We start from the raw sequence: 24,896 nt of genomic DNA on the forward strand, positions 1-24,896 counted from the left end.
TGACGCTAATTCCATCCTAAAAAACAAGACACCGTAACATATTCAAGACTACATGCCGTAGATGGAAAACCTATAACATACTAAAATAAAACATAATAATAACAAAAAACCAAGTGGCACACATTCTGCTTTTAGGTAAGTGCAGCAAGATTGAAAAGGGCCAGAACGCACATCGCGTGTGGGAATGCTTTCTGTGTTCTGTCCCTTTTTATGCAACACTATTTAAAGGAGTAAACAATGAGTACTGCCACGACTCTGCAAGATACAGCGTCAGTCTCCATTCTTGATTACAAAATTATGGGGCTCCCTCTAGGACTGTTTACCATTCTAACTGTTGTCGTCATGAGCGCGACATACCTCGGGGCACTTCCGGGTGGTATGGTTGGTGCGTTTCCTATCATGATGATTCTCGGTGCTATTCTCAATGAGATAGGCGAACACGCGCCAATCATTAAAGACTACCTCGGCGGCGGCCCTATCCTGATCATTTTCGGTTCCGCGGCTCTTGTCGGATACGGAATCCTTCCGGAAAAAACTTCGGCTATCATCACAAGTTTCATGAAAAAAGAAAGCTTCTTAAGCTTTTACATTGCCGCGCTAATCTGTGGATCAATCCTTGGTATGGATAGAAAGCTGCTTATCAAAGCAGCCGTTCGTTACCTGCCAGTCATTCTTGGTGGCGTCGCAACAGCTCTACTCCTTTGCGGTGTTGCAGGTATGATGATGGGATTTGGATTTAAAGAAGCCGTGCTGTACATCGCACTCCCTATTATGGGTGGCGGTATGGGCGCAGGAGCTGTCCCGCTTTCGCAAATTTTCGGTTCAACATTGAATATGGATGTTGGAACCATGCTCTCCAAAATGGTTCCTGCCCTCGCACTAGGTAACGCCATTGCTATCGTCTGTGCAGGCTTACTGCACCGTCTCGGTTCTGTGGTTCCCGGTATTTCCGGCTACGGCAAGCTGCTCAAAAATCAAGAAGCTGAAGCTGAAGATTCCACTGAAAACGTTGATTCCATAGACTACATGGCAATGGGAATCGGCCTTCTTCTGGCAACCACCTTCTTTGTATGGGGTAAACTGCTTGGCAAATACATTCCGATCCACTCCTACGCGCTGATGATTCTCTCCGTAGGTGCCGTAAAAGCACTTGGCCTGCTCCCACGTAAATACGAAGTCTGTGCATTCCAGTGGTTCCGCTTTGTTATGGTAAGCCTTACTCCGGCACTGCTGCTGGGAATCGGTGTCGCTTACACCAACATTCAACAGGTTATCGACGCTCTCACCATCCAGTATGTAATCCTCGTTGCCATGACTGTAATCGGCTCTATCATCGGTTCGGGCTTCGTTGGAATGCTTCTCGGATTCTATCCAGTTGAAGCAGCAATCACAGGCGGTCTTTGCATGGCAAACATGGGTGGCACAGGTGACGTAGCAGTTCTTTCCGCATCCAAACGTATGCAGCTTATGCCATTCGCACAGATCTCATCCCGCATTGGCGGAGCTTTCATGCTGATTCTGGCAACTGCATTGCTAAAAATATTTATGTAATAATTCACCCCGGTTCACAGGATACCTGTGAACCGGATTATACTCTCTTTTATTGAAAATATTGTAGGAGACCCACTCATGGCTTTGTTTACTAAAGAAGAAGCACTTGCATACCACGAAGCACCCCGCAGAGGTAAAACCGAAGTTATTCCGGCAAAACCGTGTAACTCTCAAAAAGACCTTTCCATGGCGTATTCTCCGGGTGTTGCAGAGGCATGTCTCGCCATTAAAGACAATCCGGAAACAGCTGCACTGTACACCGGACGTTCCAACCTTGTCGGGGTAGTTACTGACGGTTCGGCTGTTCTTGGGCTCGGCAACATCGGCCCTCTGGCTGGCAAGCCTGTAATGGAAGGCAAAGGTGTTCTCTTTAAAACATTTGCTGATATCGACGTGTTTGATATCAACCTCTCTGTCAACAGCGCAGAGCAGATCATTGAGATTACAAAAGCATTGGAACCGACCTTCGGTGGTATCAACCTTGAAGACATCAAAGCTCCTGAGTGTTTCCATATTGAAGAAACCCTGAAAAAAGAAATGAACATCCCTGTATTTCATGATGACCAGCATGGAACAGCGGTGATCTCCGGTGCAGGCATCATCAATGCCTGTGAAATTACAGGCCGCAACATTGAAGACCTTAAAGTTGTCGTTGTAGGTGCTGGTGCAGCAGGAATCGCATGTTCAAAATTTTATGTTGAGCTTGGCGTAAAAAAAGAAAACATTTTCATGTTCGACTCCCGTGGACTCATCCATCAGGGTCGTGAGGGTTTGAACAAATACAAAGCGGAATTCGCTCAGGACAAAAACTACGGCGATCTTGCGGAATGCCTCAAGGGTGCGCACTGCTTCCTCGGTCTCTCAGTAAAAGATCTACTCACTAAGGAAATGGTAAAATCCATGGCCGATAGTCCCATCATCTTCGCCATGGCCAATCCAGATCCGGAAATCCCATACGATGACGCGAAAGAGGCTGTTCCAACCTGCATTATGGGTACAGGACGCTCCGACTACCCTAATCAGATAAACAACGTATCCGGCTTCCCGTACATCTTCCGTGGCGCACTTGATGTTGGCGCGACAGAGATTAATGAAGCGATGAAAGTCGCCGCAGCGAAAGCTCTTGCCGCACTGGCTAAAGAACCAGTACCAGCAGAAATTTGCGAAATGTACGACGTAGAAAGCTTAGAATACGGCATTGATTACATCATCCCGAAACCTCTCGACCCACGTATCCTTGAATGGGAAGTTCCGGCTGTAGCTCAGGCCGCCATGGACACTGGTGTAGCAACCACCCCCATCAAGGATATGGAGGCGTACCGCGAGTCTCTGCGTAACAGAATCAGCGCGTCACGCGAACGTGTTTCCACATTTATCTCCAGCTACGACCAAGTGAAATAGCATTTCCGTAGACTACCCCGAAAAGGATTGGAACAATCAAGCAAGGTTGTTTTGATCCGCAGCAAGAAGACTCTTACATTACAATGTAAGAGTCTTCTTTTTTGCCCTTACGTATTTCAAGTATTCTTAGTATCGCAGCAGGCTCTTCTGCTTCTGTAGCCATCTGCTTCACATTGACTTTTCAGCACGTTATGACAATATAAGCCCTCATCAAATATGCTGAGGTTATCTATATGCGCGCTACCTACCGCTTTCCAATATGTTACATACTTACAATTCTGCTTACGGCACTCATCTGTTGTCCTACCGCAGGCTTGGGCCAATCAGACTCATCTGCGACTCCTAAGCTTTATCTCCAAAACCGGCAGATTGATCCACTGAATGAGTCATTGCAGTCAAAGATTCTGCCTTCACAGGAGAGCCCTTCCCCGCAGCTTGATTCAAGCGCTAAACGCAGCATCATAAAAGAATTAACACGGCTGTTTTCAATCTCAACGCCGACAGTACTGGAAGATGAGTATAAATATTACATCGTCCAGTTTACAGGCCCAATTCAACCAACATGGAAAACATCCCTTACAGAGCTTGGGGCAAAATTTTACGATTATATTCCGCAATATGCATTCATAATCAAACTGGACACCTCAAAAGTTACCAGTGTTGAAAGACTTGGCTTTGTTCGATGGATTGGCGAATACGTCGCAGACCTTAAACTCTCCCAAGGCATATACGACATCACACCAGACGACTTACAAAAACAGAATCAAATGCTGAATGTACGGGTGGTTGCCTTTCCGGGTGAAAATGTTGATGCAATCAGCAATAAAATCACCGAAGCCGGAGGAATCGTCCTTTCAAGCTCATCATCAGAATGGAACATTCTTTTTGATGTAAAAATCCCCATCCAAAATATAAAAAAACTTAAAGATATTATGGGAGTAAAATGGATAGAACAAGCTCCCAAACACCGCACCAACAACAATATAGCACTCAAAATAATTCAAGCCCGCTCTGCACAGGAACGAACATGGCCTGTTTCAAACAGTCAGCTGTTTGGCGAAGGACAAATAATTGCTGTTTGCGATTCCGGTATTGATACAGGATATCCAGATACTCTTCTTAAAGACTTCAGCGATGGACTATCGGGAAGCCGAGTTACCAACACTGTTTTTTCCGGAGCAAGTATTACAGACAAATGCGGTCACGGAACCCATGTCGCAGGTATTATCGCTGGAAACGGCATGCTCTCCGGAGCTTCCCCTGCTACGAATAATTTTCCGAGCACATGCTATGCCGGAGCTGCTCCCAAGGCTCAACTTTATTTTCAAAGCGTCGGAGCAGGGGATGGCAGCAGCAGCTTACCCGGTATTCCTTCCAGCCTAGCTGATCTATTTCAGCCGGCGTATGATGCCGGTGCACGAATTCACACAAACAGTTGGGGCACTTCCGGAGCAGGAGACTACAGCAGTGAAAGCGTCACTGTTGACGAATTCATGTGGGATCATAAAGATTTTTTGTTGCTCTTTGCAGCAGGAAATGCCGGATATGATAAAGATTTGAATGGAGTTACCGATCCATCTTGTATTGATTCTCCAGCTACGGCTAAAAACTGTCTCTCTGTCGGTGCCAGCGAATCTTATAGAACCAAAAGCGGAGAAGGATTTGCTACAAGTTCGTGGTCAACATTTCGCACCTACGCTGAACCAATAGCATCCGATATCACTTCTGATAAACCCTATGGCCTTGCTGCGTTTTCATCCAGAGGCCCAACGATGGATGGACGTTATAAACCAGAAATTATAGCTCCGGGAACAAACATTCTCTCGACCAGATCCTCACAACAGGTAGGAAATGGATGGGGCGCGTTTAATGACAATTATTACTGGTCAGGTGGAACCAGCATGGCGACCCCTCTGGTTGCTGGAACAGCAGCCCTTATGCGTGAATACCTGATGAAAGAAGAGGGAATGAGTACCCCCAGCGCGGCACTAATTAAAACAAGTCTTATCCATGGGGCGGATGCATTGATTCCCGGTCAATACGGAACAGGAGCTGGACAGGAAAGCTTCTCCGTCCCTGACAATGTACAGGGATGGGGCAGAATAAACTTCGAGGCCTCAATCAATTCAGATAACCGATACACAACGAAGTTTATTGACATCAAAGGTTCTGATGCCCCAACAGATACAAGCTACAGCAAATCATTTTCTTTTGAAGTTGAAAATGACGAAAAACCATTCCGGGCAACATTAGGCTGGACAGATTATCCGGGCTCAACGGTTACTTCGGGAGGTCTTGTTAATGATCTTGATCTCCGAGTGCAGCAACCTGATGGAACATGGGTGTATCCAGACAACGCTATAAAAGTAAACTGGTTAAATAAGGAAGTGTATGTTGATTCGGTTGTGGGTTTCTACACAGGCAAAGCTGTCGGCCTCAAAGTGACCCCCCCCCAATATCCATGCATCTTACAATCTGTAGATGTTGCTTTCAAAAATGCGAACAGTTTGATTAGCGACGTGTCAATTGTCGTATACACATACAATGGCAGTGTCGGAGATGAGATTTACAGAAAAAAATTTGCATACATCCCCTCAGGCGAATATGGATTTCCGATTGGTCTTACCATAGAGGCAGGCGAACTCGTTGTTGCTGTTGAAAAAGAAAGTGACCAACTAGGCGTATACTGCGCGACCGGAAATTCCACAGGACGTGGGCTGGAAAATTCAGGTGGGACATGGCAACCGGCGAGTATTACCCCTGCTATTATAGCAAATTATAGTACGTCAGTTTTAAGTACAAATTTTGACCGATTGAATAATACTGTTTCTGTAACCATTAAAAAGCCGCAGCCCGGCACGTACACAGCAGAAGTTACTGCACACAATATTCCCAAGGGGCCTCAACCGTATGCTCTTGTTCTCAGCGGGATGACAAAAGACGTACCAGTTTACGAAAATATTGAGCTTAACCCAAACCAACCCAATGCTCCTATCTCAACCCTGCTGACTGAAAATAACGAGGTTCAACCTGCTGTAACAGTTAACTCCGCATACGGTACAAAATTTGACGCTGTATACAGCCAGCAACACTCTTTTAGCATACTGACACCGGCAGGCAGTGTTATCAGCATGCGGTATCCTGTAAGCGGGCTGCCCAATGTAGCGGCAAGCCAACTAACGTTGACAAAACTGTTAGCAAATGGAACGCACAGGCCATTCAGTTATGCAGCGTTTGAAGACTATAGAGATGGAAAATGGTGGTTCACCGACATTTCAGGAAAATATATTTCTCCAGTTGAAAAACTAACGTCAACAAGTACATACTACGTTGTTTCTGCTATACAGGATGGTGGCAGCTATGATGAAGACGTTACACCCGGTCGTATAGACGACCCGCAAATTCTTGGAATGACTCCTTCAACCAGCTCAACCGAAGGTGGGGGGGGGGGAGGATGCACTATAGGTGAGAAGAATGATTACACTCTGGCTCTCTTGGTACTGTTTGCCATCCTGTCTCTGATCCTGCGGCGATATTTTGTTGCTGGTCAAAGGCGTCCATAGCCCTTTGGTCACCCCTTAAACGCTAATTAAGGAAATCACTACAAGCTATACCGCCCAGCACCCTACTATAAGGCACCCTATTCCCATGATAGCTTCCACCAGCATCGAAAAGTATCGTTTTACTTTTACCGCATTTTTATTGACATCTGTTGCACTACTCCTGCCAGATCCGGCTACTGCGGCCAACCTGCCAAGACTACTCATTGGTGCGTGTGCTGAAGAAATCATATTTCGTGGCTTGCTTCAGGATTTCTTAAGCAAGACTTCTTTTTGTAACCAAGGTACTAGTCAGAACTATTTTTTACCATCCCGTGCAAATGTCATCACCTCACTGTTATTTGCCGTTTTCCATCTGTTTTCTCACTCACCTCTGTGGGCAATGGCTACATTTTTTCCATCACTTCTGTTAGGGGCAGTATGGGATCGTCATCAGAGCCTCGCAATATGCATTGCGCTCCATCTGTCATACAATCTGGGATACTACTACTTGTAATGCCCCCCCTCTTTTAATGCCCAAATTAGAAAGCTAATCTACAGAATCAAGATGTTCTAAGCCGATAATGCACAGTGCTTGTAAGTCACGTAATAAAAGAGGCCGACATTTCTGTATAGAAATGTCGGCCTCTATTCTTTTGCTAAAAGACTACGAGATTATCGAACTGTCTTTTTACGTTTTCTTCTATAGAAGATAAGTCCTGCCCATCCACAAAGAATCATCAAAAGATCAATATGGAATGGCGTGGATAGTGTCATCGTACAACCACCACCGGAGCCACCACCAGAACTGCTTGGGGAAGGGGTGGGGCTAGTCATAACACCAGGGCCGGATGGATCAACAATAATTCCGTTTGCGATACCATCGGCATCACCAATGCCACCATCGGTCAGTTTTATAGTCGCAATTGTTCGCTTAGCATTATAGCTGACATGCTCAGTATAATCGACCCAAGCGCCAGAACCATCCAGTTTTACCCAGTTGGCAGGAGCGGCCGAAGGCAGTTCGACTGTCACTTCTGTTGAATCACCCGGTTTTTCCACACGAACCCTAAAATCAATAAGTCCGTAGGTCATCTCCGTAGGTGCAGTGCCTGTACCTGAAACACTGGCCGGATCCACAGCCTTTAAGGTTACAATTGCACCACTAGTAAATCCGGTACCTGCTCCAGCTTCCTTAGGCGCAATACCAAGGTGCTGAACACCGTCGTAGGCCGTGAACTGAATCTGGTTAGTATCAATATCTGCAAAGGTATTAGGAGTGTAGACAACAGAAGTACGTCCTGTAGACTCCATGTCATTGCTGTCAGTCACTGTCAGTTCAAAAACAAGTGTTGTTTCCACTTCCGTAGAAGGACATACAAATGTCGGAGCGATTGCAGAAGGATTGGACAACGGAGCCATAGGCCCAGCAACCTGCGTCCATGAATAACTTGTAAGAGTAGCCGTACCACTTGCAGAAGAAGCGCTAGCATCAAGAATTACTGTTGCTCCCTCAACGGACTTACCTGCACCGACATTGCTAGTAGGTACAGCGGTAGGCATGAGAAGCGCTCCGTCGCTATCAACATTCACAATAACAGTATCACTATCTGTCATGCCTTCAGCGTTGGTCACTGACAATCGAAACGCAAGTGCTTCACAACCGGACGCAAGCGATGGAGCATCAAATGTCGGATTAGACGCCCTAATGTCACTTAGCGCCACAGGTAGGCCGGAAGTTTGCTCCCACCAATAGGAAACTATTGAGCTTCCCGGTGCTGTAGAACCGGACGCGTCTAAAACGACTCCAACTGCCCCGTTTGATACTGACTGATCACTACCGGCGTTTGCCACAGGAGGAGTTCCTGCATCTGTAACATTTATCACGACGGTGTCTGTATCTTCCAATCCACTCTGAGCCCTTACTGTTAACTTAAAGACAATTCTCGCCGCACTGGACGGTGCAGTAAAGCTGGTACATGCGGCTGTGGAATTGCTTAATGTTACACTCTTCGAGCTGTCGGACTGCACTTCCCAAAGGTATCCAACTAAATAATCATCACCACGTGCATGGGAATTCAAACCGTTCAGCGTTACTGATGAACCACATTCCACCGTGTAATCTGCCCCTGCTTCAGCAATTGGAGCAATCTTTGTAGAGCTGGATGTAGAAATGTTACAAATTACAGAATCATCTGAGGTCAGTCCTCCACTATCCGTAACTGTAAGCTTAAACTGAAGCGCTCCGGTTACATCAGGAGCAGTAAACCTAGGTTTGACGTCTGTATCATCAGTTAAGGTAACAGTCTCGCCACCAGTCTGCTCCCATTTATATGTCAAAGCGCCTTCGTCAGGATCATAAGAATTTATACCGCTAAGTGTCACTTTATCCCCTGTCTTCACATTCTGATTAGGACCAGCATTCGCCACAGGAGGATCATTTAAATATGTAACATTGATAGTTACGTCATCAGTATCACTCTGCCCACCGGGATCAGTAACTTTCAGCTGGAAAACTAAAGACTCACCAGCAGCAGGTACAACAGGAGCAACAAAGGTGTAGGTTGAATCAGTTACCTTTTTCAAAGTCACTTCTGTTCCTGACGTCTGCGTCCACGCATACGTCAACGTTTCACCCATAGGATCCGAAGAGCCAGCGCCTGAGAGGGTTACAGTGTCACCCTCTGTCACATTTTGGTCTGGGCCAGCATTCGCCACAGGCGGAGCATCACGCTTAATGCTTACAGATTTGGCTGACTTAATGCCATAGGCATCTGTGAGCGTAATTTCAAACGTCATAACGCCTGCACCGTCTGGCATTGTAAAAGACGCGTTAGCTGTTGTGGCATTAGATATTGTAACGGAGATTCCAGCTGTCTGTGCCCACTCATACGTTACGCCATCTACAGGCTGAACTTTCAAGTTAACGGTAACGCCAGCCTTGGCCTGAGAAGGAATATCCACAAACGTGATAACAGGAGGAGTACGCACAGTGATAACCTTTGTTACAACTGTACTTCTACCATCTTTGGTTACAGTAAGTTTAAATGTCAAAGAAGTTCCATCAGCAATGGAAGTAGCGTCAAACTGAGCTTCGCGAGCATCTGAGTTTGTAATAGTTACAGTAGGAGTGCCACCAGTCTGTTCCCACAGATACGTTGCGCCCTCTACAGATTGTGCAATCAAGGACACAGAACCGCCATTACTTACATCAGCAGGCGTTTCAATAACCGCAGGAGGACCTAAGGCAACCACAAGACTTTTAGAAGCAGAAATGCCATCAGCACTAACAAGTGTAATTTTTACACCAACATCAGAAGCAGGCATGGTAAATGAAGCATTGGCACTGTCAGCGTTAGAAATAGTAACTTCTGTCCCACTTTCCTGTTCCCATAGGTAGGTACACCCTTCCACTGGAACAACTTTCAGAGAAACAACCTCACCTTCCGGCGAAGAAGTTTTTGTAGCAGAGATATCAACTGGAGGCGGAGTGTGGACGGTAATGACCTTTGACACAACCGAACTTACGCCATCTTTAGTCACAGTAAGCTTGAAGGTCAAAGAGGTCCCATCAGCAATGGAGGTAGCGTCAAACTGAGCTTCGCGTGCATCTGAGTTTGTAATAGTTACAGTAGGAGTGCCGGCTGTCTGTTCCCACAGGTACGTCGCACCATCTACAGCCTGTGCAACCAAGGACACGGAACCGCCATTGCTCACATCAGCTGGCGTTTCAATAACCGCTGGAGGACCTAAGTTAATTACAAGACTTTGGGAAGCGGATGTGCCGTCAGCAGTAACAAGTGTAATTTTTACACCAACATCAGCATCAGGCATAGTAAAGGAGGCATTGGCACTATTAACATTAGAAATCGTTACCGTTGGGCCGCTCTCCTGTTCCCATAAATAGGAACACCCTTCCACTGGAACAACTTTCAAAGAAACAAGCGCACCTTCCGATGAAGAAGTGTTTGTCGCAGAGGTATCAACTGTAGGTGGAACCGACAACGTCATCTGCATTTCATCATAATAATATGTAGTTCCGTCAACAGTAGCAAAGGCTCGAATAGTATAGCTTGTCCCTGCAGTAAGGTAGTCATTCATATCCCACACTGGAGGTGCAGCGGGATCTGTAGCACTGAGTTTGCTATCTGCAATCGTTGGCGTTCCAGAATCTGTCCAGCAGATGCCGTAACTGTCCAACGTACCAGCAGGAAGTTTAGAAGTGTCTACCTCTAATTGCAGATTAGAGTTTTCCCTCTTGATTATTACTGCTTTTGTCAAAAGGAGGCTCTGGTTAAAAAGCGGCAGTCCCGGTTTGGCGGACCCTACAGCTTCCTCTGATATAATACTGAGATGGGCACCAGATTCCGTCCCATCATAAGCTTTATCCGAATTTATGATACTCGCTATCCCTTCAAAACTAATGCAGTAATAGATATTACCATCCGGTGCGAGTTGTCCCCCACCAATCTGCTTATTAGCCCCCAATTCGGGCACAGTCATTGATACTGGTATAGCTTCTGAATTTTGGAGATCCAATTGAAAGAACTCAGGCAGACCAGAGTATGTTCCTCCGCCCATATATAAGTATCTTCCGTCTGCGGAAAACGCGATCCCGCCCCCGTTCAAAGTCGTGGAAGTCGCAGGCATTTCCACAGTGCGGTTGTAGGTAATGTTCCCTGTTTCATTATTAAAATCATACTCAACAAACCCTATTTTTGAGTCCTGCTCATAACCGTAAACAAGCTTTTTCCCATCAGGTGAAAGCTGAAAGTTAGAGTATATAGCTATAGGTTTTGCTACGTTAGGAGCTATAATGTCTTTTCTGGTAAAGCTCGTACCGTCAAACAAAACTGCTTCAAAACCCTGAGGGGTGTCTTCAGGTCCTGTATACGGACTACTTGTGAGACTTATAATCCAAACATCTTTTTTGTTCGCATGGTCTGCTATAGTGATTGCTTTGGAATCATGTGTTCCCGCTATTGCAACATCTTGCTGCACCCATATCTCTTCAACAGTCTCTTTCGAAGCAACCAGGCAAGAAAAACCAAACCATGAACAGACATCTAAGTATATAAGATATAAACGATTAACAACGGTACTATCAGGCAAAAAAGCTGCCGTTTGAGAAACGGTAGCGGATGAGTTCAACGAAGATGTCAACTGTAAGGGAGTTCCACCTTCATTCACCTTATAAACAACCGTCCCTGAACCGACGAATAGTGGTGTTCCATCCTCTTCAGCAATAGAAAATGATGACGCTCCGCTGGCAAGTTCCATTGGGGAACTGCTTGTAACGGTTTTCGTTCCATCGTCATGGAAGCTAAATAAAGCCTGACCATATAGCCAAAAATTCGCGCTTCCCCCCGCGTGGGCAGAGGCTGGAAGCAAAAACGGGACAACACAGAAAAATAGTAGAGCCATGCGAAAAAACAGCATAATCACTCCCATCAGTATGAGATTATTACTTTTTAAACTATATCTGCAATAACAGTGAGATAACAGCCCCGTCGATGATAGGTATAACACTTACGGATATTTATAATAGATCGGATATACAAAAAGCTTTTCAAACTTCCGATAGCACATAAGGCATCTCAGTTTTTAGCCCTTCAACAGAGCCTCCCGTGCCCACATTCTTCCTCCACTGAATCCTTACGCAAAAATCAAGCTGCCGATTCTCTGAAAGAAAACACCGGGCTTGTATGCCACATAATAAAAAAAAGGCCGGCATTTCTGTATAGAAATGCCGGCCTCTATTATTTAAAAGAGTACGATATTATCGAACTATCTTTTTATACTTTCTTCTATAGAAGATAAGCACTGCCCATCCACAAAGAAGCATCAAGAGATCAATATGGAATGACGAAGATGGTACCATAGTGCAACCACCACCTGAACCACCACCTGAACTACTTGGGGAAGTGGTTGGGCTAGTCATAACACCAGGGCCGGATGGATCAACAATAATTCCGTTTGCAACACCATCGTCATCACCAATGCCACCATCGGTCAGTTTTATAGTCGCAATTGTTCGGCTACTATTATAGGTGACATGATCCGTATAATCGAGCCAAGCGCCAGAAGAACGATCCAGTTTTACCCAGTTAGCAGGAGCAGCCGCAGGAAGTACAACCATTACTTCTGTTGAATCACCCGGTTTTTCCACACGAACTTTAAAATCAATAAGTCCGTATGTCATTTGCGTAGGTGCAGTGCCTGTAGCTGTAGGCGGATCAACAGGTTTTAAGGCTACAACAGCCCCGCTTGTAGTTCCGGAACCTGCAGCAGCGACCTTAGGTGCAATACCGAGATGCGTAAAGCCGTCATAGGCTATAAACTGAATCTGTTTGCTATCAATATCTGCAAAAGTATTAGGTAGATAGGTAACAGAAACTCGGTCTGTAGATTCCATGTTATTGCTGTCTGTCACAGTCAGTTCAAAAACAAGTGTTGTTTCTACTTCTGTGGAAGGACATACAAATGTCGGTTTACTTGCGGATGGATCGGACAATGGTGCCATAGGGCCAGCAACCTGTTTCCATGAGAAACTCTTAAGAGAGGCTCCACCATTTGCAGTAGAAGCGCTAGCGTCAAGAGTTACCGTTGAGCCCTCGAAATACTTACTAGCAACACTGCTACTAGCCACAGCGGCAGGCATGGTAAGGGCTCCGCCGCTGCCGACATTCACAATAATTGTGTCACTGTCTGTTAAACCTTCAGAGTTTGTAACTGACAAACGGAATGCGAGGGTCTCACAACCTAAGGAAAGCGATGGTGCAGTAAATGTCGGGCTAGCCGCTGTTACATCACTAAGCTCAACTGGGCTACCAGAAGTCTGCTCCCACAAATAGGAAACTACTGATGCAGAACTCGCATTCAATGTAACCGATGCCCCGCTGGATACAGACTGATCAGTACCGGCATCTGCAACAGGAGGAGTCCCTGCATCAGTAACGTTTATGACCACGGTGTCAGAATCTTCCAATGCACTTTTAGCCCTTACGGTTAACTTAAGGACAACTTTTGCCGCACTGGCTGGTGCTGTAAAGGTAGCGCGTGCAGATGTTGCATTGCGTAACGTTACACTCTTCGAACTATCAGACACCACTTCCCAACGGTATCCATTCAAGTAATCACCAGCACCACGTGCATGGGAATTCAAACCATTCAGAGAGACTAATGTACCACATTCAACTGTGTAGTCAGCTCCGGCGTCAGCAATTGGAGCAATTTTTACCAAACCAGTTCGAACAATATTACAAATTACAGTGTCATCTGAAGTCAAGCCTTCTGTATCTGTAACTGTAAGCTTGAATTGGATCGCACCAGTTATATCAGGTGCTGTAAAGCTAGGTTTAGCGATCGTATCATCATTTAAGGTAACAGGCTCGCCACTGACCTGTTCCCATTTATATGTCAAAACTTGATTTTCAGGATCGTAAGAATTTTTGCCGCTAAGTGTTACTGCGTCCCCTGTCTCTACCTTCTGATTAGGACCGGCATTAGCAACAGGTGGGACACCAATATTAACACTTACGGTATCAGTACTACTCTGCCCACCAGGATCAGTAACATTCAGTTCAAAGCTCAACGCCTCACTGGAAGCCGGCGCAATAAAAGTACAAGTTGACTTAGCTGCCCCTTGCAAACTCACGGTTGTCCCGGATTTCTGAGTCCACGAGTAGGTCAACGTTTCACCCGCAGGATCCGAAGAACTATCGCCAGAAAGGGTTACAAGATCACCAGCCTTCACCTCTTGGTCTGGGCCAGCATTCGCCACAGGCGGAGCATCGCACTTAATGCTTACAGATTTGGCTGAGTTAATGCCATAGGCATCTGTGAGCGTAATTTCAAAGGTCATAACGCCTGCACCGTCTGGCATTGTAAACGACGCGTTAGCAGTTGTATTATCAGATACAGTAACAGGCACTCCAGCAGTCTTTGCCCACGCATACGTTACGCCATCTACAGGCTGAACTTTCAAGTTAACGGTAACGCCAGCCTTGGCCTGAGAAGGAATATCCACAAACGTGATCGCAGGAGGAGTACGAACGGTGATGTCCTTTGTCACAACCGAACTTTTTCCGTCCTTTGTTACAGTAAGTTTGAAGGTCAATGAAGTTCCGTCAGCAATGGAACTTGCATCAAATTGAGCTTCGCTGGCAGTGGGGTTTGTAATAGCGACGGTAGGGCCACCAGTCTGTTCCCACAGGTACGTTGCATCGTCTACTTCTTGTGCAACCAAGGACACGGTACCACCATTGCTCACATCAGCAGGAGTTTTAATAACCGCAGAACCTAATGTAATGACGAGATGTTTTGAAGCAGAAGTGCCATCTGACTTGGTAAGCGTAATTTTAATGCCAACCTCAGAATCAGGCATAATAAATGAAGCATTAGCTTTATCTGCATTCGCAATAGTTACAGAACTTCCACTCTCCTGTTCCCATGCATAGGTACAACCATCAACTGGAACTACTTTCAGAGAAACAAGCGCACTCTTTGCTGAAGAAGTACTTGTTGCAGAGATATCCACAGCAGGTGGAGCTGAGAGCGTCATCTGCATTTCATCATAATAATATGTTGTCCCGTCAACAGTAGCAAATGCTCGAATAGTATAGCTTGTCCCTGCAGTAAGGTAGTCATTCATATCCCACACTGGAGGTGCAGCGGGGTCTGTAGCACTGAGTTTGCTATCTGCAATCGTTGGCGTTCCAGAATCTGTCCAGCAGATGCCGTAACTGTCCAACGTACCAGCAGGAAGTTTAGAGGTATCAACCTTTAATTGCAGATTTGAGTTATCCCTGTTGATTATTACCGCTTTTGTTAAAAGCAGACTCTGGTTAAAAAGCGGCAGTCCCGGTTTGGCGGATACTATCTTTTTCTCTTCGACTACACTAAGATGAGCACCTGTGTCAGTTCCATCATAAGCTTTATCCGAATTTATGATGCTCGCTATCCCTTGAAAGGCAATGCAGTAATAGATATTACCATCCGGTGCGAGTTGCCCCCCTCCTATCTGCTTATCAGCCCCCAATTCGGGCACAGTCATTGATACTGGTATAGCTTCTGAATTTTGGAGATCCAATTGAAAGAACTCAGGCAGACCAGAGTATGTTCCTCCGCCCATATATAAGTATCTTCCGTCTGCGGAAAACGCGATCCCGCCCCCGTTCAAAGTCGTGGAAGTCGCAGGCATTTCCACAGTGCGGTTGTAGGTAATGTTCCCTGTTTCATTATTAAAATCATACTCAACAAACCCTATTTTTGAGTCCTGCTCATAACCGTAAACAAGCTTTTTTCCATCAGGTGAAAGCTTAAAATTTGAATAAGTAGCTATAGGTTTTGCCATCTCAGGAGCTATAATGTCTTTTCTGATAAAATTAGAACCATCAAATAATACGGCCTCAAACCCCTGCGGAGTGTCTCCAGGCCCTGTATACGAACTACTGGTGAGACTTATAATCCAAACATCTTTTTTATTTGCATGATCTGCAATAGTAATTGCTTTGGAATCATGAGTACCTGTGATTTCAGCATCTTGCTGCACCCATATCTCTTCAACAGTCTCTTTCGAAGCATCCAGTGTGGAATATTTCAACCCCGAAGATCCATCTAAATATATAAGATATAAACGATTAACAACGGTACTATCAGGCAAAAAAGCTGCCGTTTGAGAAACGGTACAGGATGAGGTCAACGAAGATGTCAACTGTAAGGGAGTTCCACCTTCATTCACCTTATAAACAACCGTCCCTGAACCGACGAATAGTGGTGTTCCATCCTCTTCAGCAATAGAAAATGATGACGCTCCACCCAAATCCATTCCGCTCTCGCTGCTGCTTGTAACGGTTTTCGTTCCATCGTCATGGAATCTAAAAAAAGCCTGACCATATAGCCAAAAATTCGCGCTTCCCCCCGCTTGGGCAGAGGCTGGCAAAAGTGATATGAAACACAAAAATAGTATAGTTATGCTACGAAAAAACATAACACCCCCCTGTTATTAAAAATTTTTTTACTACTACAACAAAGAGCGCTTACTCCTAATCGAAACTCATGTCCATCAAATATATACAGAAATGTTTACAGTTAGAGCGATACTTTAAAAGATAAACACTTCAGCTGAACAAGGTACGCTTACATTCAATATTCAACATGCTTCGGCACCCCTTGTAACGGAACTATCACTACTTTAAACTTGAAATAATTTGCTTTTTGGGAGAGGACTAATGTAGTAAAGCGTGTTGTCCTATTTTGCAGACTTCAGTCGTATTATAACAAGTTGTTCATTCAACGGTCGAATCCCCCCACAAGAATATGTCCACAAAAATTCTCTGTATTGCCTGCTCTGAAGAACGGATGGCATTTTGTCAATTTGCTGTAAGTTGGCGCGGTGCCCAATTACTGGAGCATCACATTGCCCCTATATCCGATTTTAGCGATCCCCTAACTCTGGCTAAAGAACTTGCTGCTGTCCTTGACCGCTACGAGCTACGATCTGACCAATACAGACTATCTTTACCCACACAGGTAACCATTCTTCGCAACTGGACTTTTCCATTCTCCTCAGCAAAACAGATTTCTCAGGCTCTTGAATTTGAACTGGAACAAGAAATCCCGTTTACTTCAGAAGAAACAGTCACGGGCATTCAGTTTGGTGCCAAAACCCGGCAAGGTCGTAAGGTCACATCCGCGACTATGCACAAAGAATTTCTATCAAGCTTAGTAAAGGCATTACAGACGCACGATATTGACCCACAGTTAATCACAGTAAATTCTTTTGCTTTAGCACAAGCTGCAAGTGCAATCAGTTCCAACGCACCGACACTGCTTCTAAACATTGATGCAGAAAACTCAGAGCTAGTATGCATTGAAAACAACATTCCATGCACTGTTTCCCAGATCCCCTATGGGATACTCAACATCAAAAAAGCATTAGAGCAGCAGCTTAACGCTACGCAAGACAGTATAGACAGATTTATATACTTTTCTGATATCGCAACAGTCGATAATTCCAGCAAACCGGAAGAAGCAGACTTTAAAGAAGCTTTAATTACGCAACTTCAACGCCTTGCAAAACAAATTTTGGCAAGCGCTAACTGCAACACTCCAAACGCGGAGTCCATGCTACTCTGCGGGGATCTTGCACAACTCCAAGGTGTCGAAAAACTTTTCGCAGACGAAATGGGCATTCCCACTACTGCAATTCACAAGCATCCGAAGGCTTCCACTCTCTTGCCTATCAAAGACAATACTGAATGGCTTGAATGCCTTCCGGCAATTGCATTGGCACCTGTAAAAAACCCTGCATTTACGCCGACCAAACTTCTCAACTTCCGTAAAGATGAATTTTATTTTTTAAAACAGCGAGATTTGCTTACACAGGTTACAACATATGCAACGGCGATTACCTGCATCCTCATGCTTGGGTGGTCAATTTCTCTGTTTGCTCAGGGACACAAGAACGCGCAACATGCAGCCGCGCTTAATACAGAGCTCAAAAATACGCTACAAAAGACATTACCCGATATAAGAGGCTCTTTCGGCGCCATTCAATACACAAGCATTCTCAAATCACGCCTGTCCCAATTACGCGGTACAACAATTTCAAATGATACCGACACAAAAAAAGACTCTCTTGACCTGCTTCTTGCACTGCATACGAGCACCCCGAAAGCTCTTGATATAGACGTTGAAGCAATCCGTATTACAGAAAAAAATATGGGACTGGTGGGAACAACAGACAGTTACAACACCCTCGAAAAATTGCGATCTCAATTAGCAAAAAATAGGTATTTTAACGCAGTAAGTATTCGAGGGGCAACCAATCAGAAAAAGCAAAAACGGATTCGTTTTGAATTAGAAATGGAAAGGGCAGGCTAGTATGGGGCAGAATCATCGTACTCTTATTCTTGGCATCTGCGGTTTTCTTTTACTGAGCATTCTTCAATTCATTCTGCTTCCAGCTATGGATTACAACAAAGCTATGCAACTTCAGGTTGTCAAAAATAATAAGGCTGCCAGACAACTTGAAGTTCTCACAAAAGAATATTCTCAATTGATACAAAAACGCAAAAAGCTCTCGAAAGGATTAGACAAAAAAAAAGGCACCCTTTTTGCCATCATTGAGAAAGTTGCCCGAGACGTAGACGTTAACAGCAATATAGATGCAGTGCGTCCACAACAGCACGATCTCGAAAATAATCTAGTTGAGGAAGAAGTTGCCCTTAAGTTGAAAGGCTTATACCAAAAGCACCTGGTAACATTTCTCTATAAAATTGAAAAAGAGCTTCAGGGAATCGACGTAAAGAACCTCAACATCAAGCACACAAAAGAAAATCTTCTGGATGTTGATATCACGCTCACAATGGTAACTTCAACAAAATAACAGGCTCCACAATGCAGGCTCATCCACAGGAAACGGCGCAGATAAACCCTTTCGGGGAACAGTTTCGCACCTTCCAATTTTATCCTTCCGAAAGTCACAAAAAGGTAGTTCACAGAATTACCCGCGGGCTCGAGTGTAACTGTGGGCTTATTCTACTTACCGGAGAGATCGGCATCGGCAAGACATCCGTATGCAGGCACATTATGCAATCTTCCGGAGATGAGTATATTTTTGCTGAAAGTGGAAACCCTTTTTTTAAGCCGGCGGAGCTACTCTACAACTTCTGCAAACAATATGGCATTGACACCACAGGCCGTAATTCTATCAACGACCTGACGGAAGGCTTGCATGACTTTTTTATGCAACAGGCTGAAGCTGAAAAAAAACCTGTCATTGTTATTGATGAAAGCCACCTCTTAACTGACGAACATTTTTCATTACTGCTGGCACTCTACAACATGCGCCTCGGAGCTATTCCTCTGGTTCAAATAATTCTCATCGGTCAGGTTGAGATCATGGACAGACTAAGACAGCCGGGATTGGAGGCGCTAAACCAACGAATTGGCGTACGTTGTGAACTGTTCCCGATGGACAAGCAAGAAACAGAAAACTACGTGCAATTCAAATTAGCCAACGCAGACTTTCCAGACCTTACAGTCTTTGAGGACAGTGCCCTCGCGCGCGTCTGGCTTGTCACAGGCGGGCTGCCCCGTCTTATTAATCATATTTCTTCCCATGCATTAGACAGCATCACATTTTCCGGCGTCTCAAAAATTTCTCCTGCACTCATTGAAAAAGTCGCTTCTGACCCTATGTATCAAGGTCTTTTTTCAATTCGAACCCAAAAAAAGCAGCTGAAATACAAAGTTATTGCGGCGTGTATCCTTACAGCAATTCTGATTGGAGGAGCTATATACACATTAGGACTCCCCCAATTGTCCCGAAACGATGCGGAGCAAGCTCCAACAATCGAAAATAGCCTGCAAAAACAGACCATAAGCCCTTCAGGCTCTCAATTAAAAGCTGCTAATTCCGCACCGGCGGAACATTCTCCGGAACCTGCAAATATAAACAAGAACCGACGGGCAACGGCACCTGATGTGGAGCCCCCACACGCACCTATTCCAGAGACAATTACAACTCCCCCGATAGCAAAAAAGCTCTTAATTCCAACAAAAAATGATGCTGTCTCCATTACGGTGTATGACAGCCCACAGGAAGAACCTGTGTTAGCTATGGCAAACGAAGCTGACACAAAAATAGAAGACAACACTGTTGATGCACAGCCACTCGAACATGCCCAAAATGCCCGATCTGAAAAACATGCTATCCGGGATTCCAATAGCCCCCCCGATGAAGCGTCCCATCCGGCATTGGAAGCATTACAGATTGACGCACTTGCATGGTCAGAACAAGCTTCTACGCGAATGGTCGTAATAGGTGATCAAGTACTGCATGAAGGAGATCAAGTTGGAAGCTTTATCCTAAAAGCAATTAAACGCGACCACCTCATCTTTTCATTGAACGGAATAGAATATAAGAAAAAGGTTAGATTGTAAGGAGCTATGATGCCTCAAAACAAACAACAGAAACATAAAGAACAGTCAAAAGAAGCAGGCTTCACCTTAATGGAGCTGATGGTAGTTATTGTTATTCTAGGTATCCTTGCATCTATCGTTGTTCCCCGGTTTCTTGACGAACCGCACAAGGCTCGCGTCGTAAAAGCTAAGATGCAAATTCAAGGTTTTTCCACAGCTGCAAAACGCTTCTACCTTGATAACGGATACTACCCAAGCACCGAACAAGGTCTTCAGGCGCTTGTCAACAAGCCCACCACAGGCCGCATCCCTAAGCAGTATCCAACAGCTGGCTACATAAGCAAAATACCTGTCGATCCTTGGGGAAATGACTATGTTTACCTCTCCCCGAGTTCCCACCACGAGGCGTTTGATATCATCTCATTTGGTGCAGACGGAGAAGAAGGGGGCATTGATGACGGAGCAGACATTCAAAGCTGGAACCTCGAATAGCATTCGAGAGTCCGGTTTTACCCTCTTCGAATTACTCATTGTCATTACCATTATTGGTATACTAATGGGTGTTGCAATTCCCAATATCACCTTCTCCGATCCAGAACGTGATATGGACACAGCTGTACGACGCCTAACGGGGGCAGTTTCAGAAGCTCGATCAAGGGCACTACTGAAACGGGAACCACTGGAACTGCATCTGGAAGGAAAATATATTCGTATTGTTCAACGCAATGGGAAACAGGAAATAGGCAAGGCTGCCCTGCCGGATACTGTCACTATTTCGCGTGTGATTGTGGATGAAAGGGAACAACGCACGTTACTGTTTACCCCGAAGGGTGTAACTCAACCTGCAACTATTGAGCTTACATCACCACCGTGTGTACGCACTTTATGCATAAAGCCTATTCAAGGGATTTCGTATCCGAAATAACTTTGACGGGATTTATTCAATACATTTTATATAAAATAAAACAGATTATGACCAAGCGAGCCACTTATGATTCGTAATTCTTTATACATAATACTTATCAGCTTCGTACTACTTTCCGGTTGTGCAAAGACCAATACAGCGAGTCAGGACGTACCCGAATTTACAGACGCAGTAGCCAAGGCGTTAGCGTTACAAAAAGAAGGCAACTTTCAGGAAAGTCTTGTTTGGTATGCGCAAGCCCTGAAAATAAAAGAAACACCTCAACTGCGAAATGGCGCTGGCGCAGCACTGCTTTCCTCCGGATCTACCGAGGCAGCACTAAAAGAATTTGATCGTGCGCTGACGTTTACTCCATCCTCGCCTGATATACAGGCTAACAGAGGAACGGCATTGTTTCGTCTTAAAGAATACGACGAAGCGCTCGACTCCTTTAACAAAGCGCTTTCCTACAACCCCGCACATGCCCAAGCACTTAATGGTAAAGCACTTGTCCAGCTAACGCGTAAACACTACGACTCGGCCCTGATTCTATTGATTCAAGCCCAAAAGGCTGCGCCCGAAAAAGCCCTCATCAAATACAACAGCGCCATTGCCTTTGAAGCAGCAGGACTGTTAGAAGACGCAGAAAAAGCATTTACGCAGTACATTAAGGAAACTCCAAAGGATGCCAAAGCATTTAATGGACGAGGTGTTGTCAGGATGAAACTGAAAAAATATGCCGCCTCTGCTCAAGACTTTGATAACGCAATTGCTTTGTCACCCACAAACGGGAAATTTTATTACAACAGAGGCTTGCTGTGGCAAAAACAACTAAAGTACACTGACGCAATAAAAGACTACACCAGATCAATTGCATATACTCCAGACAATGGAACCACGTATGTGAATAGAGGTAATACGTATTTTCTTTTAGATGAAAAAGAAAAAGGATGCCGTGATCTAAAGAAAGCATGTTCTATGGGGCTCTGTGAAAAACTTGAAGCCTACAAAAATATTAATGCGTGTATAGAGTAAGCAAAATAGAAAAATGTTCCTATAGGTGCAATTACACCCTTTTTTGCAAAAGAACTTCGTATCGGCATTGACCGTTTTCGTCAGAAAATCACGGTTCAGACGCCATATACAACGCAATGTCATTTTTGATCCCAGCTGAAAGAAACACAAGAAAACAAGCTGTGCACAATAGCTAGGCTTTATTTCAGGACAGAAAGGATAGCCTGCAATGCCTTCATTTACGTATAAAGCCGTCAATGCCTCAGGTCGTAACACTAAAGGCATTATCGAAGCGGATAATGAAAACCACGCTGCAAAAAAACTTCGCAGCAAGGGACTATACCCTCTTGACGTAACATCGTTTGGGCGAAAAGCCACAAAAAGCAAAAAACAAACGTCGCTTTTTAACGTTGACACCTCGCGTTTTTTTCAACGCATTCCCAAAAGCACTGTTGCCAGCACTATCCGTCAACTTGCCACCCTGCTCAATGCCGGTCTGCCGCTTGAAGTCTGCTTGAATACAATGATTGAACAAGGCGGCAAATCTCCTATGCGCAGCGTTCTTTCACAAATTCGAGACAAAATCCGTGAAGGTTCCGGCCTTGCGATTGCGTTTTCAGAATTCCCGCACATTTTTACTCCGACATTTATTACAATGGTCAGAGCTGCTGAAGCATCCGGCACTCTTGAGATTGTAATGGAACGACTTGCAGATCATGCAGAACAGCAAATTGCCCTGAACCGTAAGATTCAAGGGACCTTGGCGTACCCGACATTAATGCTTATTGTAGGGATTGGCGTCGTCATATTCTTGCTAACCTTTGTTATTCCTAAGGTTACACAAATCTTTCTGGATCTTGACCGAGCATTGCCCACACCGACACAAATCCTGTTGCTGGTAAGTGACACCTTGCGCAATAACTGGATATCTATTGCGGCAACACTCGGTTTATTCATCATCTCTTTCAGACGGTTCATTAAGACACCCAAAGGACAACAGCTTCACCACGCCCAAGTTTTGCGTGTCCCTGTCCTCGGCAGTCTACTGCGGATAATGGTTGTTGGTCGGGTATGCAGGACTCTTGGCATGCTGCTCAAAAATGGCGTTTCACTTGTTGAATCCCTTAACATCGTGCGTAATGTTGCGGGCAACGTCATTCTTGAACAAAATATTGTAGATATGAATAAAGGTGTTCAAGAAGGCAAAAGTCTTGCGGAATTTATGCGCAAGTCGTCTGTATTCCCGATAACCGCTGTGCAAATGGTCGCTGCCGGTGAAAAAAGTGGACAACTGGCGCATATGCTGCTGGTTGTTGCTGATGATTGCGATAATCAGGTAAATGCCAAGCTCCAACTGCTTACATCACTTATGGAACCGATTATGATCCTTCTCCTCGGCGGTCTTGTAGGATTTGTTGTAATGGCAATTATCCTGCCTATCTTTGAAATGAGCAGTCTGGTCGGGTAGACAGGTCATACGAATTCTTCACATCAAAGAAAAATTTCATATTGATAAGACAGCCACATAACGTGCCGTTCTCTATCAAAGAACATTTCCCCTTCCCCTTAATCTCCAGAGATAAAAAAAGCTGTGCAACAATATGCTGCACAGCCTAGCTTCATCATCTAATCTCTATTTCAGAGCCAAACGTGGGTTTGTCAGTTGGCCGCTAATCGCAATCTTAGCCCGCTTGCCAGCCTTAAATGTCTTCAAGACATTGTTATCAACAAGTCCCTTCACCAACGAATCCGGCTGCACAAAAAGGCTTGATTCTAATGTAACATTAGAGTGCAGCAAGCTTCTCCAATTTAGTGTGGCAGAACCATGCAAATCAGCATTAAGTGGCTTACCAGCAAGCTTTACGGAGTTAACATTCAGCTTCCCGTTGTTATAAACAAACGCACCGGTCAAACCAAGGTTATCAAAAACTGAAACATTCAATAACGGCACGGGATTCGTCGCACGAAGATGAGTACCTTCAATTTTTAATGTTCCCTTACCCAACTGCATGTTCTGTAAAGAACCGGAGTACGTTAGGTAAGCATTACCGGTTCCTCCGACACGAGAATCCAGCTCAGCAACAAAAGGAATACTATCTAATGATTGCTGGACTAAGTTCAAGTGCACATCAACTTTTTCAAAATCAAAAAAAGAACCTGAAGAAACCGCAAGTCTTACCCCGCCACCATACGATGCCGCGGTAAGATCCAGTTCAGCCTTACCTGTAAGCAACGCTGAAAGTTTGGGTTTTATAACGACCCGTTGCATCCCATACAAAAGACGCTGGCCGGAAGCATCGCTTATAAACAAAGAGTCAAGCTTCATATACGGAGGTAACAACGATAAAGAAACACCATCTGCCCCAATGTTCACGCCCCTAATTCCCCGCACGCTTTCATAAAAAGAGCGTTTCAAAGCGTCCTTACCAACATGGACTCCTAAAAACAGGCAAAAAGTAAAGCCGCCAACAAGAACATAACAAATTATTTTAGTAATAATCTTATGTTCCATTCCGGCTCTCAAAGAATCGAGCCTCAAAGAAAAAAAAGTAGTTATG

At 44.9% G+C, this 24,896-nt stretch carries 14 protein-coding genes; 11 read left to right on the top strand and 3 right to left on the bottom strand.

Features of this window, described 5'->3' with window-relative positions:
• Nucleotides 1–237: 237 nt before the first annotated feature.
• From F461_RS0105160 to mrtJ, 4 genes are all read left to right on the top strand, one after another.
• On the top strand, nucleotides 238–1,551 hold the full coding sequence (locus F461_RS0105160; protein ID WP_020000087.1) for a 2-hydroxycarboxylate transporter family protein: 1,314 nt from the start codon (nucleotides 238–240) through the stop codon (nucleotides 1,549–1,551).
• A gap of 78 nt (nucleotides 1,552–1,629) precedes the next feature.
• A complete protein-coding gene (locus F461_RS0105165) occupies nucleotides 1,630–2,952 on the top strand; it encodes a malic enzyme-like NAD(P)-binding protein (RefSeq protein WP_020000088.1) in 1,323 nt (440 codons plus the stop codon).
• Nucleotides 2,953–3,185: 233 nt separating this feature from the next.
• Nucleotides 3,186–6,515 carry a S8 family serine peptidase gene (locus F461_RS0105170; protein WP_020000089.1) on the top strand — a complete coding sequence of 1,110 codons (3,330 nt, stop codon included), beginning with the start codon at nucleotides 3,186–3,188 and terminating at the stop codon, nucleotides 6,513–6,515.
• A gap of 85 nt (nucleotides 6,516–6,600) precedes the next feature.
• Nucleotides 6,601–7,008, top strand: coding sequence for a JDVT-CTERM system glutamic-type intramembrane protease MrtJ (gene mrtJ / locus F461_RS0105175; RefSeq protein ID WP_020000090.1), 408 nt, complete (start codon nucleotides 6,601–6,603; stop codon nucleotides 7,006–7,008).
• A gap of 158 nt (nucleotides 7,009–7,166) precedes the next feature.
• On the opposite strand, the gene F461_RS0105180 is transcribed toward mrtJ, so the two are convergent.
• On the bottom strand, nucleotides 7,167–11,930 hold the full coding sequence (locus F461_RS0105180) for a PKD domain-containing protein (RefSeq protein WP_162139283.1): 4,764 nt from the start codon (nucleotides 11,928–11,930) through the stop codon (nucleotides 7,167–7,169).
• Between the two features lie 340 nt (nucleotides 11,931–12,270).
• On the bottom strand, nucleotides 12,271–16,320 hold the full coding sequence (locus F461_RS0105185) for a PKD domain-containing protein (RefSeq protein ID WP_020000092.1): 4,050 nt from the start codon (nucleotides 16,318–16,320) through the stop codon (nucleotides 12,271–12,273).
• 491 nt (nucleotides 16,321–16,811) lie between these two features.
• On the opposite strand from F461_RS0105185, the gene pilM reads away from it, so the two are divergent.
• From pilM to F461_RS0105220, 7 genes are all read left to right on the top strand, one after another.
• Entirely contained in the window at nucleotides 16,812–18,377 is a 1,566-nt protein-coding gene (gene pilM / locus F461_RS0105190) for a pilus assembly protein PilM (protein ID WP_020000093.1), read from the top strand.
• A gap of 1 nt (nucleotide 18,378) precedes the next feature.
• Complete coding sequence (locus F461_RS0105195) at nucleotides 18,379–18,882, top strand: hypothetical protein (RefSeq protein WP_020000094.1); 504 nt, start codon at nucleotides 18,379–18,381, stop codon at nucleotides 18,880–18,882.
• Nucleotides 18,883–18,893: 11 nt separating this feature from the next.
• Nucleotides 18,894–20,441, top strand: a complete 1,548-nt coding sequence (locus F461_RS0105200; RefSeq protein WP_020000095.1) for an AAA family ATPase — start codon at nucleotides 18,894–18,896, stop codon at nucleotides 20,439–20,441.
• 6 nt (nucleotides 20,442–20,447) lie between these two features.
• Nucleotides 20,448–20,912 carry a type II secretion system major pseudopilin GspG gene (gene gspG / locus F461_RS0105205; RefSeq protein ID WP_282705455.1) on the top strand — a complete coding sequence of 155 codons (465 nt, stop codon included), beginning with the start codon at nucleotides 20,448–20,450 and terminating at the stop codon, nucleotides 20,910–20,912.
• Complete coding sequence (locus F461_RS18530) at nucleotides 20,875–21,345, top strand: GspH/FimT family pseudopilin (protein ID WP_020000097.1); 471 nt, start codon at nucleotides 20,875–20,877, stop codon at nucleotides 21,343–21,345. The genes gspG and F461_RS18530 overlap by 38 nt, the downstream gene beginning before the upstream one ends.
• Before the next feature lie 66 nt (nucleotides 21,346–21,411).
• Entirely contained in the window at nucleotides 21,412–22,359 is a 948-nt protein-coding gene (locus tag F461_RS0105215) for a tetratricopeptide repeat protein (RefSeq protein WP_020000098.1), read from the top strand.
• A gap of 208 nt (nucleotides 22,360–22,567) precedes the next feature.
• Nucleotides 22,568–23,806, top strand: coding sequence for a type II secretion system F family protein (locus F461_RS0105220; RefSeq protein WP_020000099.1), 1,239 nt, complete (start codon nucleotides 22,568–22,570; stop codon nucleotides 23,804–23,806).
• 165 nt (nucleotides 23,807–23,971) lie between these two features.
• Here F461_RS0105220 and gspN read toward each other — a convergent pair whose 3' ends face one another.
• Nucleotides 23,972–24,850, bottom strand: coding sequence for a type II secretion system protein GspN (gspN, locus tag F461_RS0105225; RefSeq protein ID WP_020000100.1), 879 nt, complete (start codon nucleotides 24,848–24,850; stop codon nucleotides 23,972–23,974).
• Nucleotides 24,851–24,896 lie beyond the last annotated feature (46 nt).

The organism is Halodesulfovibrio aestuarii DSM 17919 = ATCC 29578 (assembly GCF_000384815.1).
GTDB lineage: Bacteria > Desulfobacterota > Desulfovibrionia > Desulfovibrionales > Desulfovibrionaceae > Halodesulfovibrio > Halodesulfovibrio aestuarii.

Bases quoted from the DNA above. Each gene is read 5' to 3' on its own strand.
- F461_RS0105160 (WP_020000087.1), top strand. From the start codon at position 238: ATGAGTACTGCCACGACTCTGCAAGATACAGCGTCAGTCTCCATTCTT.
- F461_RS0105165 (WP_020000088.1), top strand. From the start codon at position 1,630: ATGGCTTTGTTTACTAAAGAAGAAGCACTTGCATACCACGAAGCACCC.
- F461_RS0105170 (WP_020000089.1), top strand. From the start codon at position 3,186: ATGCGCGCTACCTACCGCTTTCCAATATGTTACATACTTACAATTCTG.
- mrtJ (WP_020000090.1), top strand. From the start codon at position 6,601: ATGATAGCTTCCACCAGCATCGAAAAGTATCGTTTTACTTTTACCGCA.
- F461_RS0105180 (WP_162139283.1), bottom strand. From the start codon at position 11,930: ATGCTGTTTTTTCGCATGGCTCTACTATTTTTCTGTGTTGTCCCGTTT.
- F461_RS0105185 (WP_020000092.1), bottom strand. From the start codon at position 16,320: ATGGATTTGGGTGGAGCGTCATCATTTTCTATTGCTGAAGAGGATGGA.
- pilM (WP_020000093.1), top strand. From the start codon at position 16,812: ATGTCCACAAAAATTCTCTGTATTGCCTGCTCTGAAGAACGGATGGCA.
- F461_RS0105195 (WP_020000094.1), top strand. From the start codon at position 18,379: ATGGGGCAGAATCATCGTACTCTTATTCTTGGCATCTGCGGTTTTCTT.
- F461_RS0105200 (WP_020000095.1), top strand. From the start codon at position 18,894: ATGCAGGCTCATCCACAGGAAACGGCGCAGATAAACCCTTTCGGGGAA.
- gspG (WP_282705455.1), top strand. From the start codon at position 20,448: ATGATGCCTCAAAACAAACAACAGAAACATAAAGAACAGTCAAAAGAA.
- F461_RS18530 (WP_020000097.1), top strand. From the start codon at position 20,875: ATGACGGAGCAGACATTCAAAGCTGGAACCTCGAATAGCATTCGAGAG.
- F461_RS0105215 (WP_020000098.1), top strand. From the start codon at position 21,412: ATGATTCGTAATTCTTTATACATAATACTTATCAGCTTCGTACTACTT.
- F461_RS0105220 (WP_020000099.1), top strand. From the start codon at position 22,568: ATGCCTTCATTTACGTATAAAGCCGTCAATGCCTCAGGTCGTAACACT.
- gspN (WP_020000100.1), bottom strand. From the start codon at position 24,850: ATGGAACATAAGATTATTACTAAAATAATTTGTTATGTTCTTGTTGGC.